A 15848-nucleotide genomic window follows, 5' to 3' on the forward strand; every position below is an offset into this window, starting at 1 on the left:
TACAATTATGAAGACGTTGGATTTGTATGGCTATACCAGTATAGCACAGTCGTTCGATAAGATTTGCATATCCATAGCTAGTCCAGAAAGTATAAGGGCTATGTCCTATGGAGAAATCAAGGATATCTCTACTACTAACTATCGTACCTTTAAGGTGGAGAAGGGGGGGCTATTCTGTCCTAAGATCTTTGGTCCGGTTAATGATGACGAGTGTCTTTGTGGTAAGTATAGGAAAAAGCGCTACAGGGGCATTGTCTGTGAGAAATGCGGAGTGGAGGTAACTTCTTCTAAAGTTAGAAGAGAGAGAATGGGGCACATAGAGTTGGTCTCACCTGTTGCTCATATTTGGTTTCTTAAATCCCTGCCGTCACGTATAGGTGCTCTGCTAGACATGCCTTTAAAGGCTATAGAGAATATACTATATAGTGGAGATTTTGTAGTAATTGATCCGGTAGCTACTCCTTTTGCTAAGGGGGAAGTAATCAGTGAGGTAGTTTATAATCAGGCGCGGGATGCCTATGGTGAGGATGGATTTTTTGCGCTCACTGGTGTTGAAGCTATAAAGGAGTTGCTAACTCGCCTTGATTTGGAGGCTATCAGGGCTACTTTGAGGAATGAGCTTGAGTCAACTTCTTCGGAAATGAAGCGTAAGAAGGTTGTTAAGAGGCTCAGGCTTGTTGAGAATTTTATTAAGTCTGGTAATAGGCCGGAGTGGATGATCTTGACTGTAATTCCTGTTCTTCCACCGGATTTGAGGCCGTTGGTATCACTGGAAAATGGTAGACCTGCGGTATCAGATTTAAATCACCATTACAGGACTATAATAAACCGTAATAACAGATTGGAAAAGCTACTCAAGCTGAATCCTCCTGCGATCATGATACGCAATGAAAAGAGGATGTTGCAAGAAGCGGTAGATGCTCTGTTTGACAGCAGTCGGCGTAGTTACGTTTCCAGTAGAGTTGGAAGCATGGGCTATAAGAAGTCTCTTAGCGACATGCTAAAGGGTAAGCAGGGTAGGTTTAGGCAGAACTTGCTTGGTAAAAGGGTTGACTATTCTGGTAGGTCAGTAATAGTTGTGGGCCCTAGTTTGAAGCTGCATCAGTGTGGTTTGCCCAAGAAGATGGCTCTTGAGCTGTTCAAGCCGTTCATTTGTTCTAAGCTGAAGATGTACGGTATTGCTCCGACTGTGAAGTTGGCTAACAAGATGATTCAGAGTGAGAAGCCTGATGTTTGGGATGTTTTGGATGAAGTGATTAAAGAGCATCCTATTCTCCTTAATAGGGCTCCTACACTGCATAGATTGGGTCTTCAGGCGTTTGATCCTGTATTGATAGAAGGTAAGGCAATACAGTTGCATCCGTTGGTATGTAGTGCGTTTAATGCCGATTTCGATGGTGATCAGATGGCGGTACACGTGCCATTGTCTCAAGAGGCGCAGCTTGAGGCGCGCGTGTTGATGATGTCTACAAATAACATCTTGAGTCCTTCTAACGGTAGGCCAATTATAGTTCCGTCTAAGGATATCGTTCTTGGGATATACTATTTAACGTTGTTGGAAGAAGATCCTGAAGTGCGTGAAGTGCAGACTTTTGCGGAGTTCAGCCACGTGGAGTACGCATTGCATGAGGGGATTGTGCATACGTGCTCAAGGATAAAGTACAGAATGCAGAAGAGTGCAGCTGATGGTACTGTATCTAGCGAAATAGTTGAGACTACGCCTGGTAGGTTGATATTGTGGCAGATATTCCCGCAGCATAAGGATTTGACTTTTGACTTGATCAACCAAGTGCTTACGGTTAAGGAAATCACCTCCATTGTGGATCTTGTCTATAGAAGTTGTGGTCAGAGGGAGACGGTAGAGTTCTCTGACAAACTGATGTATTTGGGATTCAAGTATGCTTCGCAATCAGGTATTTCTTTTGGTTGTAAGGATATGATTATTCCTGATACTAAGGCTGCGCACGTTGAAGATGCTAGCGAAAAGATCAGGGAATTCTCTATACAGTATCAGGATGGTTTGATAACCAAGAGCGAGCGCTATAACAAAGTGGTTGATGAGTGGTCTAAGTGTACCGATTTGATTGCTAGGGATATGATGAAGGCTATATCTTTATGTGATGAGAAAGGGAAATATAACTCGATTTACATGATGGCGAATTCTGGGGCTAGAGGTTCTGCGTCTCAGATGAAGCAGCTTGCTGGTATGAGAGGTCTGATGGCGAAACCGTCAGGTGAGATTATTGAGACTCCGATTATTTCGAATTTTAGGGAAGGGTTGAGTGTATTTGAATATTTCAATTCTACTCACGGGGCTCGTAAAGGTCTTGCTGATACAGCATTGAAGACTGCTAACTCCGGATATCTAACTCGTAGGCTTGTAGATGTAGCGCAGGATTGTACAGTTGTTGAACATGATTGCGGCACTAGCGGGGGCGTTGTTGCGAGAGCGGTCATAGAGGGTGGTGTTGTAGTAGCAACGCTGGATAGTGTGGTATTAGGAAGGGTTGCTGCTGTAGATACCTATAATCCTGTTACAGGAGAGAAGTTATTTACTTCAGGTGAGCTTATTGATGAAAGCAAGCTTGATAAGATAAGAGTTGCGGGATTAGATGCGGTGAAGGTGCGGTCACCGCTTACTTGTGAGTCCAAACAAGGTATTTGTGCTCTATGTTATGGTAGAGATCTAGCTATTGGGGATTTGGTGTCCATAGGGGAAGCTGTAGGTGTGATCGCTGCTCAGTCTGTTGGGGAACCGGGTACACAGCTGACGATGAGAACGTTCCACGTTGGTGGTACTGCTATGCGTGGTGTTGAGGTATCTAATCTGATAGCCTTGATGGATGCGACTGTTAAGCTGGTTAACAGTAATGTGGTTACTGACAAGTACGGTAATCAGATAGTTATGAGTAGGTCGTGTGAAGTTGTGCTGCTGGATGCTGCGGGCAATGAGAAGATGCGGCATAGTGTGCCATATGGCGCTAAGTTGTATGCTACCGAAGGGCAATCGGTGAGTATGATGGAGAAGATTGCTGAGTGGGATCCTTATACTATACCTATTATCACTGAGAAGACAGGTACTATAAAGTATGTGGACCTTATATATGGGGTCTCTATCAACGAGGTACTTGATGAGTCGACTGGTATTTCTAACAGGGTGGTTGTAGATTGGAAGATGCATTTACAAGGTGCAAATCTGCGGCCTAGGCTTGTGTTGCTAGACGATAATGGTGCTGTGGTTACATTATCGAGTGACTTGGAAGCTAGTTATTTTGTCCCGATAGGTGCGGTATTGAATGTACAGGATGGGCAAAGGGTACATGCTGGTGATGTTATCACGAGGATACCTAGGGGTTCTATCAAGACGCGTGATATTACGGGTGGTCTACCTAGGGTTATAGAGCTGTTTGAAGCTCGTAAGCCGAAGGAGCATGCTATTGTTAGTGACGTTGATGGATACGTTGAGTTCGGTAAGGATTATTACCGTTCGAAGAGGCGTATATTTATACGTCCTGTAGACAAGAGCTTGCCTGTAGTTGAATATCTAGTTCCTAAGGGTAAGCACACAATAGTCAATGAGGGTGATTTTGTGCATAAGGGTGATCTGTTAATGGACGGTGATCCTGATCAGCACGATATCCTTAGGGTGTTAGGAACTGAAGCGCTGGCAAATTACATGATATCCGAGATCCAGCAGGTATATAGGTTGCAGGGTGTTAAGATAGACAACAAGCACATAGAGGTGATACTCAGGCAGATGTTGCAGAAGGTAGAGATTACTGAGCCGGGTGATACAATGTACCTGATAGGCGAGCATGTGTCTCGTGAAGAGGTTATGAAGCTGAATAGGAAGCTTGCTGAGGCTGGAAAGAAAGAAGTTTCTTATGTGCCGATACTGCAGGGGATCACTAAGGCTAGTCTGGATACTAACTCTTTCATATCTGCTGCGTCATTCCAGGAGACAACTAAGGTATTGACTGAGGCGGCTTTTGCAGGAAAAGAAGATCCTCTATATGGGTTGAAGGAAAATGTGATTGTCGGTCGTCTGATACCAGCAGGTACAGGGTTCATAATGAACAAGATCAAGAAGCTTGCTATGCTTGATCAGAGCGACTATGCAACATATTACAATAGCGAATTGCGAGGAATCATGGGTGATTTGGGAAGCTCTATAATCGAAGAGTTTCAAACTCCAGCTCCTGATGGTAGCATAAGCGGCTCCGTTGTGGATTACTAGGGTAATTACGTAGGATATTGTGGTAGGGTTCTCAGAGATGAGGTACTCTACTGCAATCTTATAAGTGCTGTATAGGGCAGCCTTGATGGGTTCGGTGTTTTCTTTTGTGCTTAGTCTCGGGGTTATTTTGGAGGTATTTACCTATCGGTATGGTGTGAAAGCTATTTTTCTCCCATTATAAAAGCCATTTAGACTTCGATAATCGGTTTTATTGCGTATTCTTGTGCTCTTAATCAGGTGACTGGAGGTGTTGGAGCATATACTTCTGTAGTTTATTAGTAGTGCGAATTTTATCTGGTACTTGACCCCTCTTGCAAAAGTCACGGTTCTTTTCCAGTTTTCTCGTTGAGATCAGGCATTATGTAGGTTTTGAACAGTCCGTAATGGGTGTGTTTTGCTATAGGGGTTTTGCGTACGGAGACTCTTCTTGAGCAGGCGATGTTTTGGTTGGTATAGAGAGAGCAGGGCATCATTTCATTCTGATAGCATAATAAGTGCTGTGTTGTGTAGGTGATATTTTAGGGGCGTAGAGAGAATAGAGTTATTTGTCTTGGTTTTTTGTTGAGATTATACACTTTTTTACAGGGGCAAATGTTTTGCGATGTAGGGGTGTAGCTCCGTGCTGTTTGAGAGCGAGGATATGGGCTGCTGTACCATAACCGCAGTTCTTGTTCCAGTGGTATTCAGGGTATTGGTCGTGTAATTCACGCATCATGTTATCTCGTGTAACTTTTGCTACTATGGAAGCAGCTGCGATTGATATGCTGAGTTCATCCCCATTTATTATGGATTTGCTTGGCCATTGGGACTTCAATTCCCTTGAGCCGTCGACTAAAACAAGGTCTATGCGTTGTAGATTAAGGTTTTCTAATGCTCTTCTCATTGCCATGTGTGAGGCTACAAGTATGTTGTGCTCTTCTATCTCATCAATGCTTGCTAGGCCAGTGCCGCATACGGTGTGGGATAGAAGTTCTTTATAAAGAGCATCACGTTTTTTCGGGGTCAGCAGTTTAGAGTCTTTTATATTTGGGATACACTCGACATTGCGGTCTGGTATATACACAGCAGCAGCGACCACTGGGCCGGCTATTGAGCCATAGCCAACTTCATCAACGCCAACAACAATAGCGTTGGAGCCATGACTAAATGAATCTTCATAAGAGAAGTTAGGCATAGGGCAAAGATTGTACGATAATCAGAGATCATTGTGTTTACTGATGCTTAAGTCAAGTGAGATGTTACTTTAGTGACCCCCCAAATATGCATGCACATGGCATGCGAAGTGTAAGTATGGTGTGGGTTTATGTTTCAAATTTAAATTGCAAAGAAGTATAACTACTAGCAGTTCATGATAATGCCAGGGTAAAGGCTTGCACAAAGCATGTTGTTGTGATCTCCCCTTAGATTTTTCTTTTCATGATTAGCAAAAGGTCTGTTGTAGCAGACTATATCATGAGTAGTCTGGTTGATTGCTAAGGGCCTTAGCTAGTGATTTTGGGTTGTGGTTTATTTCTTCTTACTAACGTCGATTCTAGTCGGTCTGTGTGGAAGGTTAGGGTGTGAATATATAGTCGCTTTTATCTAAAGAGATAAGACGTGTGCTACGTATTGAAACAGTTGAGTAAGAGAGCTGATTGCTTTCATGCCGTTTATATAAATTTCTAAGGGGTATTTTATCCTTTCTTACAATACTATCTATTTCACAAGATCAGATGAACGTGATGTAGACCGTGAATAAGCCATCAATGCACATAATACTTTTATTGTTTCCAAACATAAACAGATCTCGTTCTGCATTCTCCGTATATTTGCAGCGTTTATTGTCAGGTTGATAGCCCAGTGTAAGTGCTAGGGGTTATCATGAATGAATACAAAACATAGTTACTGCCGTACGGGAGAGAGAAAATAGAATCTGGATATTGTATTAGGTATAGACGGTAGCAGATTTGGAATTGCTAGTTGGAGCATTGATGTAATTGTGAATTAAGGAGCGGATCAACAGGGAGGCTTAGTAATAGGATGGTGTACCTGTTTCAGGTTTGAAAACATCATGAGAAAAGTGGAGAGAAGATCATGAGTGGAAGAGGGTATAAAATTTTATTCAAAGCTGAAAGCAGAGGTAACTTAAGCTTTATAGGCGAAGTTTGAGTCTAGATTAGAAAATCATGCGATATACCATGATAATCACGTATTAGGACTTGTGTAAGGGTGTGGTGCGTTACAATAGCTGCTGATATTTCAGATTCATGACTGAATATGCAATAAGCATCGGTGTAAAAAAGCGACAACTCATTGCAAAAATTTCCTGATTTTTCTTCCATAATCAAGTATTGCCACTCTATGGGGCAGTATTGTGTGTATGTCAAAAAGCCAAGGAGGAAGCTCTATAGAAGGTACGCAAGGTGTGTCGCGAAGAACCCGTCGTCAAACAGACGATGCCCTGCCTAGAGCTCCTATAATCACTAATGCAGTTACACTATACCCGCCAAAGCAGCACATTACGCTGAAGTCACTGGTAAGATGTTAGACGCTACAAAACTTTTAACAAAATAGTCATTCATCGGCGTTAACCGGGTGTTTTCTGCATATTAGTCCTACTAATTAAAGGCGCATCCATTATGCGTAAGATAATATAGCAGGTATGCTAAGTATGATAAAAACACAGCGCAATACGTATACGAGAGTCTCACCTTAAAACACCCGCATATGACATTAATTATTGCGCCCACCAGATGCACCCACGAGAACGCACCCAGCAATAAAACGAGGAAAACACGCAAATAACTGTGCAGTGTTGGAGGAAATTGGGATTTATGATATCCCATCCTAGCCAAGAGAATCAGCCTCCCTAAGCACCAGTTTACTATTCCGCCAACAGAAGCACCTAGAGCCCCTATAAACACCGATATAGTTGCACTATACCCGCCAAAGCAGCACATTATGCTGAAGGCACTCATTTTACTAATCGGTAAGATAAGAGACGCTACAAAACTGTCAACAAATAACAGGAAATACATCTCAAGAGCGTGAGAAACGTACATAGATTTACCCTAAGTAAGAGCCCCTCGAGGATGTGTGGGACCGGTGCGATTCGAACGCACGACCCTCAGATTAGGAATCTAATGCTCTATCCTACTGAGCTACGGCCCCGTAAAGCGCTGAGTCCCACTCAACACAGATACTCTACACAATCTCGTGGTATCGGACAACTAACATTTTCAGTAAATAACATAATATTGTTTATGCGACGAAAATTTTTCAGGGGAACGCACACCTTTACAGGCGCAACAGCAATATATATGTCTGCAAACGTAAATGTCTTAAGTCTACTGCATAGAACTTTCAAAAGTGCTAATTAGCGAAAATCTTGTAAGTATTTTTGTAATGGGGGCATCTGAGTAACGACTACACATTACAAATTGTTTTTCCAAGGTGTCACACGGTGTTTTTGCATTTGCTGTACAGAAGCTTGTTGCTAGGAAGTAATAGATGCGTAGCCGTACTTTTCTATGGGAGTGCTATAAAAGGGGAGATAGTTATGTGTGGTGTGGCAATTTTGTTGATATAAGTGCCACTGTGTATGAGTTATTGTAAGTTTTTAGAGATTGGGGCATCCCTAAACGTTGACGATATCTACCTGCAATAGAGCAAATGTTCGTAAGACTTCTATACATGTTGAGTGACTTTCGGATTTAATATCAGGGTTATAATAGAGTTCTGCGTCGGATTTACCTTGAGTACTATAATAGTGAAGCAAGGGGTTTTATATCTGAAATCTCTTGATACTGCGTTCACCTTGAGTTCCATTATCAGGTATAGGATTTTGCGTTTGGGTTCCTATTATCATAGCCATTCATAGAGTTATTATCAGTGCACGCACCAGGGGCAGGGGCGCATAGTCTTAGGTAACGGACTGAACATGAGGTGTATCGATCGTCTACATACTAAAGCTAACACAAATTTTTCAATTCAATGATTTCAGCTATATATCTCCGGAACATACTGAATTGTGGCAGTATTATTAGAGAGGATGAAACAGTATATCTACTAGCTAAGGAGTTAGCTTATGATGTTGTTACTGGACAGACTGATAAGCTTACTGCTGCTCTTGCCAAAACCTCCGGTAAAGACATCGTTCAGTTTGCTAAGGCGGTTGGGGTTTCTCATCCCAGTATTGATGGGAAGGTTTGTAAGACGAAGTCGGCAGGTAAAGATAGTAGTCAAAAGAGTCAGTACGCAATGTACAAGGAAAGTACTGATATAAAGAGCACTACACTTGGTGGAACCGCATTATGTGGTGATAAAGGGTTCACCACGGGCAGCAATAATATTAGCAATGGACATAGTGAGACACCACAGTTTCTTGGACACTTTGTAGCAAAAACTCTAAAAGATGGAAACCTGAATTGGCCTACATCAAGTGGAGATGGAAAGAAGGATAACGACAACGCCGAAGCCGTGGCTAAAGACCTAGTAGACCTTAATCGTGATGAAAAAACCATAGTAGCAGGGCTACTTGCTAAAACTATTGAAGGGGGCGAGGTTGTTGAAATTAGGGCCGTTTCTTCTACTTCTGTGATGGTCAATGCTTGTTATGATCTTCTTAGTGAAGGCTTAGGCGTTGTTCCTTATGCTTGTGTTGGTCTGGGTGGTAACTTCGTGGGCGTTGTTGATGGGCACATCACAATCTATCTTTGCCTACTGAATACCCTCCCTAGGTAAAAAACTAGGCGAAATTAGTGCTGGATTTGAGGTTATGGAGTTAGTTCAGGAGTAGCAGATTGTCCATAGAGTCTGTGTTGCGGATATGCATTACAGTAATCTAAATATCTGAGACTTTGGGTGCTATTATCAGGCGCTTGGTTTGTGCCAAGATAAGCTATTTAGAATGTCATTTCAGATATGAGAGAAGTTACAGGTTGCGTTGAGATTAGAGATGGCCCTTTATCTAGAGGCGTATCATCAGGCTGTGCGGAATTCCATTGTATGATGTAAGACAGGCTGTTGATCTCAGGGAGGTTTCTGCTACTTAGGCCATGCTGAATTTGAAGTTATAGGGTTGTTCAAGATAAAGAGTGCATTCTAGAGTGTCATACTATGGCTTGTGTATTTATATTTACATTAAGTTCTATTATTAGGTACTAGATTATATTCGGGATAAGTTACCTAGAACCGCATCGTTTTTTCTTCCGTTAGCAAAAGCCATTTTGGCTCTACTATCAGTAAATAGTAAGTATTTAGACGAATTAGAGCATGAAAAAAGTTTCCACTAGCAGTAGATTAAATAGTACTGCATCACGCCACAGAAATTCTCAAAGCTAACAGTGCGTGTATAATGAGCCTTACCAACTTCCCCTACTAGGACTTAGCAAAGTCATAACCGCGCTACAGCTTATGTAGCTAAATACGCAAAGAGCGCCACTGCTCAAGTTACAGCTCTGCTATACCGTAACTCCAACCATTCCCAAATGTATCTCAGCGAATTCACGCAATCAAATGTATTTCCTGAATACGCATACCTTCCTGTCACCATCTCTGGTATCTACAAAAGCATTACGCACGCATCATTGTCTATTGAAGTACAGAACTCAGGCCATGGTAATGCTGCTTTTAAACATGCGGCATGTGTAATTTACATCTCACGTATGGACTCGGTAGAGTAGATATATCGTATTAAGCAGTTATTAATGACATCCTTACAACCTGCGATATAGGTATGTATCTAAGTAGTAAAATGCTAATTTGTGTGTAACATTTCAAACTTATTAGGGATAGCTGCTAATACGAGGGCTGTGATCGTACATGGTTTTTAACTGGACCCAGAGCAATAGGCTCGTACTCCAAGGTAGTAACATACGGTAACTCTATGGGACTTTGTGTACTGCATAAGTATTACCGAATTGAAGAAGTAGCTATTGTACCACTGTATTTGTGTGCGGTGTGTTATTCTAGTGTTTGTTGGGAGTAATGACATGAAGCACGTTGTGTGTAAGAACTGCGTAGGATATGTGAAATGCTTCACGGGACGCTGTGCTTATAAGCGGGTATTATACATGGTATCAGCAATACTCTTGATGCTGATTATGGGTGAAGATGCCAAAGCGGTGGGTGATAGGGCTGTTCAGCCTAAAAAGTTCTATGTGGCCTTGGATTATACTCCAGCTTTTAGCAAAGTTAGAGATTTTTACATAAGTGGGGATGAAAATTCTGCACTTGTAATGCCATATCCCAAGATTAAAGAGGAGGATGTCAGGGCACAGGGATGGGGAGTTGACTGGAATGCACCGAATCCAAATATAGAGTTTGAAAGTAACGCTCTTATGTCTTGGGAAGGAAGTCTCGGATATAAGATTAAAGGCGGTAGGATAGAAATTGAAGTTGGGTATGAAAAATTCAGGGCGAGAGTTAGTCATGATTCAGGTGGTGAGATACATGATGCAGCGGTATATGTATTCATGCCACCTAGAGCATTGCCATATTTTGTGCTAAGGGGTTCGAGTGAGAGGTTAAAGTCAGAATTGTCCAGTGTTACGGAGGAGGAAATATTAACTTTTGCCAAGGGGCTTGCCGATCAACGGCCTGATATTAATAGGAAGATTTGTTATAAGGCGAGAGTAGGAGGAACAAATTCACATAATAGCCAAGTGAGAGCTGCATGTCAGGATAGTACAGCAGGTAAGGACTTAGGAGGTCTTTATGCCTTTCTAAAAAGGGCTATAGGAGAATACTCTATTTGGATGTTAGAAGGATCTGGGGGAAGAGTTGCTAATGTAGGTGATATGGTAAGGTATATAGAACGACTCACTCCAGAAGAAAAAGAAGCACTTTCGGGAATTCTAGCGATAGCTACAGGATATGGAAGAACTGTAGAAGTAAGCTCCATAACAACAACTTCCGTAATGGTTAATGCCTGCTATGATCGCAATATTAAGAAGATGCAAGGCATAGAAGCATATGCGTGTATGGGTCTGGGTAGTAATTTAGTAGAGGTGGTAGATAAACACATCACGTATAAATTTGCGTATAGATTAAAGGCAGGGCTTAGCTATCAGATTTTGTCGGGAGTTTCAGCCTTTGTCGGTGGTTTTTACCATCATGTTATAGGAAATGGTGTTTACGATGAGCTGCCTTTGAAACGGATAGGAAAGGATTTTAGAAAGGCAGATCGTAACCAATACGAGGCTATAGCTAACTTTGATATGAGTTATATGGGTACTGAGTTTGGCGTTAGGTTCGCTTTTTGAGGTGGAGCAGGGTAACTTCTCTTGTGCCCTGTTTCTATTCCCGAATGGGGGTAGAGATGTGTAAGAGTGAAGCTACTATAGGACCCGCCAGTTTCCTGCCTCTGTAAGTACAACGCACGCTTTCAATGCATTACACAGTCTATGTACGTCTATTAGCTTGTGTGCAGCAGTAAATGTTAACCTCAGTCTCGGAGTTGGGGCTGTCGGAGGACGAATTGCTGATACTAAAATGCCCCGTTCAGCTAGGGCTTGCTCAGCAAGTATCACGCTTCTGACATCTTCCATAATCAAAGGCACTATGTGACTTTGCGGTTCAGGTAGTTCCATAATTTTGCAAAATTCTTTTGCAAGACGCATCGGAATTTCTGCGTAAGATTTGAAAAGGTCTATAGACGCACTTGCAGCTGCTATAATTGCCGGTGGTAAAGCAGTTGTATAAATAAAACTGCGTGACTTATTTAATAAGTACTCAATCGTAATTTTTGATGAGCACACAAATCCACCCAGTGCCCCCATTGCCTTGGAAAGTGTACCCACATATATGTCTGCTTGTAAGGAACTGAGCATACCAAAGCCATGAGCAGTATCTACAATGACCCAAGCATTCCACTCTTTTGCTAGTTGGATAAACTCGTCTACGGGAGCTAAGTCACCATCTACCCCGTATATGTTTTCTAGCAGAATTAGGCAGTTATCGTGTAGTTCCCTATACTTACTAATTAGTTGCATGCAGTGATCTACGTTATTGTGCGTAAACCTGTATATTGTAGCTCCAGATAATCTTGCTCCATCAAGAGAAGAAGCGTGTATGAACTTATCTGCCAAGATCATATCATGGCGACCTACCAATGCTGAGATGCTTCCTATATTTGTTGTATATCCGCTGCTAAATACCAACGCAGCTTCTGTTCCGTATAGTGATGCAAGTTTTGCTTCTATTTCTGCGTACAATGGATGGTTTCCTGTGGTCAATCTAGAGGCGCGTGCACCCATGCCATACAAATTGATAGCATCTATTGCGGCTTGCTTTACTACATCATGTGTTGAAAGCCCCATGTAATCATTGCATGAGAAAGAAGTGAGCTCATTTCCTGCATCATTTTGTATTTTACGTCCCGCTATTGACGACTGTATTGTGCTTTGCTTTAACTTTCTAAGTAATCCATTGCTCTCTATTACCTCTAACCTCTCTCTTAATATATCTTTTAACATGGGGCTACCTTATTCAACTACAGCCTGGATTAGCGTCACGTAACAACAGATCGATTATACAGATTGTAAAGTTTTATACCAGTTATGAGTCAGCATGTAATCAGCTTTTTTCTCTCTAAAACTTGTCAGCAAGAAAGGTTATTACTATGTAGTTATAGGATATAAAATGCAGATACGAAAAGAATTCCGTAACTAATGAGATGCCATGTCATTGCCGATTCAATGCTTTTCGTAGATTTTGTTGAACACCGCTACTTTGTCTTCATGGCGAAATGCTTCTATAAAGTGAAACCTAGACAATATTACTGTTACTGCAATTGCTGTAACCCAAAAATACCCCTGCATATCACATGTGCTGATATAGTAACTATGTGCAAAATAGTGCATTATGTGGCAAATGCTAGGATTATTAGCAGATTTGTGTATGATGTACGGGTACAGTATGGAGTTATCCTCATGGGTAAGCTTTGGTCATGCATAGTTCAGATGTCTCTTTGGCTAGTATTTTCCGGATATTCAGACTGGTTTTTTATAGCTTCAGGTATTGTAAGCTCGGTTTTGTCTGTGCTGCTGTATAGCGTTTTAGAGAAGTCTGTGCCTAAGGAACATTACAAGAAGTTTCCTAGTTTTGCTGTAGGGCGCCTGCGTCTTGCAAAGAATTTCTGCCTATATTGTGTTTGGTTGCTGTCTCAGGTTATCGGATCTTCTATATATGTAACTAAGAGTGTATTTGCTCCATGCGTTAAGCGTTGCAGTCCTGTGGTTGCCTATGTTGATACTAGTCAAAAGAGTGGATTGGGGGCGTTCATGCTGGTTAATTCCATTACCTTAACTCCCGGAACGGTAGGTGTGAGTATCGCTTCCGATGGTAAGGTAAAGGTCCTTGCGCTAGACAAAACCTTGTTGTCAGGCGTTTCAGAGATCGATAGCAAAATTCGTGCAACATTTAATACCTAATGGTAGACCCCGGTGTCCCGTTGAGTAGGGCGCTGCTGATGTGTTTGAGATGAGTTGTCCTATAGAGCGCAAAAGATAGGGGATTGTTTTAGCCCTCACGGCTTCGCTGTACGTAACTTTTGAATAAACCTACGTGGGCCTAGATGTTTTTCTGTGATTTCATTGGCTAGAAGACGGGTTGCAGAGCACTATGTTCCTGTCCAGTAGCGCTTTTACATGAGGTAAGTTATTTGTGCTTAAAGTGACTAGCAGGCAATCATACTGCTTTAACGCCCTTCCCCATTCTCTATTAGCTTTCTGTAAATCTGTAATATGCCTTTTGTGGTTAATAATTTGTCGATTGAGAGAACATGAGTGGTATCGCGAAAGAAGTTGGATGCTCCCCCCGTAGCGACTGTTTGCAGAGATTTACCACTTTCCTCTTTTAATATTCGCTGTATTACTCCCTCGACCATTGATAAATAGCCCCAATACAATCCAGATTCTAAGGATGATGCAGTAGCATCTGATATTACCTTAGTTGTTGGTTTATTTACACATACTTGCGGAAGCGCAGCCGTGCACAGCCTCACGCTCTTTACCAGACACGCAAGACCAGGAGAGAGAACCTGTCCGTATAGATCTCCATTTTTGTTGACGAGATTAAAAACGGTAATTGTTCCCATATCTATCACAAGAAGATCCCTATCAGGGTATAATGTGCGGGCAGCGACTATGTCAGCAAGGCGATCAGAGCCTATCGTATTCTGCGCTAAACATATATTGATTCCCAGTAAACTTGCATGAGCGCTTGTTATGAATACTGGTACAATGTTGAAAAAGCTCTTGAACATCTCTGTTATAGAACCGTTTACTGCAGGAAAAACACTAGACACCGCAGCCCCAACTAAATGGTGAATATTGATATTGGCCTGAGATGCCAATACACGCAGTATGGCATAAAGTTCAGAGGCTGTACGCTCATGATAAGTCGATATATACCAGCTCTCTGAAAACTCCCCATCGACATATAAAGTGAATTTTATGTTGGTATTTCCAACATCAACTATAGCTAGCATATTGCTCGTCAATGTACATCTATTCCTACGGCTTGCTCCACTTTATTGAACCCATCGCGTGTGAGCAAATCAGCAAGCTCCATGTTGATTTTGTCAATAATACCAAAACCCCCATAAACTATAGCAGTGTATAATTGCACCAGGGATGCACCAGCTCTAATCTTTTCCAGAGCTTGGGCTCCGCTACTAACACCACCGCAACCCACGAGCACCACTCTTCCTCGGGTTTGAGAATATACATCTGCTAGCACTCTCGTGGATAAGGAAAACAAGGGCTGGCCGCTCAAACCACCCCTAGAGATAGGTGCTTTTGTACCTAAAAGCTTGAAATTGGTCGTAGTATTACTGACTATTATTCCGTTTATCTTATGCCTTAAAACCTCATCTACTACGTCTTGCAATACTTCATCCGAGAGATCAGGATCTATTTTTAAGAGAATAGGCACAGATTCTGCGTGATCAACCGCGTACCTAGCCTTTCTCACGGATGCTAGTATTTCGTTCAGAGAGTTTCTTTTTTGCAACTCCCTCAATCCAGCAGTATTTGGAGAAGAGAGGTTGATTGTTATATAGCTAGAAAGCCCGTAAACCTTCTGTACTAACTCTGCATATTCGGCAGGAGGGTCAGAACACCCTTTATACATACCTACGTTTATGCCAAATACCAGGTTGTTCAAGTCTTTAGAGTCTACCTTCTTTAACAAACGCGTCAGACCCTTATTATTGAACCCCAGACGATTTATTACGGCCTTCTGTTTATGCATGCGGAAAAGACGAGGCCCTTTATTCCCAGATTGAGGATATTTTGTCACAGTGCCAACCTCTGTGAACCCAAATCCAAGTGAAAGCACTGGACGTATTACCTCAGCGTTTTTATCAAACCCTGCAGCCAGACCGATGGGAGTGCGTACTTTGAAATTCAGAGGCTGAGCGCTCAAACATTCAGGCATTTTACGTACACTAGAGCTATATAAACCCTGCTGCAGCGCAAAGAGCGTTAGGCTGTGTGCAACTTTAGGTGGTATAAGAAAAAGCGGATTATTAAACCTGAAAAGCGACATTATCTCTAAATTTCACTAAATCTTTGCGATTATACCACAGTCGCTAAAAATAACAAAACCCCACACAATAGGATTTTCT

8 protein-coding genes, 1 tRNA gene and 1 pseudogene are annotated in these 15848 nt (G+C 42.0%); 4 read left to right on the forward strand and 6 right to left on the reverse strand.

The features are described 5' to 3' along the window. Nucleotides 1–7: 7 nt before the first annotated feature. Complete coding sequence (gene rpoC, locus APHWEB_RS03785; protein WP_011451095.1) at nucleotides 8–4237, forward strand: DNA-directed RNA polymerase subunit beta'; 4230 nt, start codon at nucleotides 8–10, stop codon at nucleotides 4235–4237. A gap of 541 nt (nucleotides 4238–4778) precedes the next feature. Here the strand turns inward: rpoC and APHWEB_RS03790 are convergent. From APHWEB_RS03790 to APHWEB_RS03800, 3 genes are all read right to left on the reverse strand, one after another. Continuing rightward, nucleotides 4779–5411, reverse strand: a complete 633-nt coding sequence (locus APHWEB_RS03790; RefSeq protein WP_011451094.1) for a ribonuclease HII — start codon at nucleotides 5409–5411, stop codon at nucleotides 4779–4781. Between the two features lie 976 nt (nucleotides 5412–6387). Continuing rightward, a complete protein-coding gene (locus APHWEB_RS06795) occupies nucleotides 6388–6558 on the reverse strand; it encodes a hypothetical protein (RefSeq protein ID WP_165776378.1) in 171 nt (56 codons plus the stop codon). Between the two features lie 755 nt (nucleotides 6559–7313). Continuing rightward, nucleotides 7314–7387, reverse strand: a tRNA-Arg gene (locus tag APHWEB_RS03800). An 843-nt stretch (nucleotides 7388–8230) separates the two neighbouring features. Between APHWEB_RS03800 and APHWEB_RS07010 the strand changes: the two are divergent. After that, nucleotides 8231–8959, forward strand: a pseudogene (locus APHWEB_RS07010) (P44/Msp2 family outer membrane protein); the annotation flags it as partial. Between the two features lie 1250 nt (nucleotides 8960–10209). Beyond that, complete coding sequence (locus APHWEB_RS03815) at nucleotides 10210–11481, forward strand: P44/Msp2 family outer membrane protein (protein WP_133121439.1); 1272 nt, start codon at nucleotides 10210–10212, stop codon at nucleotides 11479–11481. Between the two features lie 75 nt (nucleotides 11482–11556). On the opposite strand, the gene APHWEB_RS03820 is transcribed toward APHWEB_RS03815, so the two are convergent. Beyond that, entirely contained in the window at nucleotides 11557–12693 is a 1137-nt protein-coding gene (locus APHWEB_RS03820) for an aminotransferase class I/II-fold pyridoxal phosphate-dependent enzyme (protein WP_020849408.1), read from the reverse strand. A 390-nt stretch (nucleotides 12694–13083) separates the two neighbouring features. Here APHWEB_RS03820 and APHWEB_RS03825 point away from each other — a divergent pair, with 390 nt between their 5' ends. Next, nucleotides 13084–13650 (forward strand): Na+/H+ antiporter subunit E, encoded by a 567-nt coding sequence (locus APHWEB_RS03825; RefSeq protein WP_196227805.1) that lies wholly within the window; start codon nucleotides 13084–13086, stop codon nucleotides 13648–13650. A 266-nt stretch (nucleotides 13651–13916) separates the two neighbouring features. Here APHWEB_RS03825 and APHWEB_RS03830 read toward each other — a convergent pair whose 3' ends face one another. Continuing rightward, nucleotides 13917–14720 (reverse strand): type III pantothenate kinase, encoded by an 804-nt coding sequence (locus APHWEB_RS03830; RefSeq protein ID WP_021799086.1) that lies wholly within the window; start codon nucleotides 14718–14720, stop codon nucleotides 13917–13919. Further along, nucleotides 14717–15769 (reverse strand): quinone-dependent dihydroorotate dehydrogenase, encoded by a 1053-nt coding sequence (locus APHWEB_RS03835; protein WP_011451087.1) that lies wholly within the window; start codon nucleotides 15767–15769, stop codon nucleotides 14717–14719. Before APHWEB_RS03835 ends, APHWEB_RS03830 begins: the two co-directional genes overlap by 4 nt. Between the last annotated feature and the right edge of the window lie 79 nt (nucleotides 15770–15848).

Source organism: Anaplasma phagocytophilum str. Webster, from assembly GCF_000964685.1.
GTDB lineage: Bacteria > Pseudomonadota > Alphaproteobacteria > Rickettsiales > Anaplasmataceae > Anaplasma > Anaplasma phagocytophilum.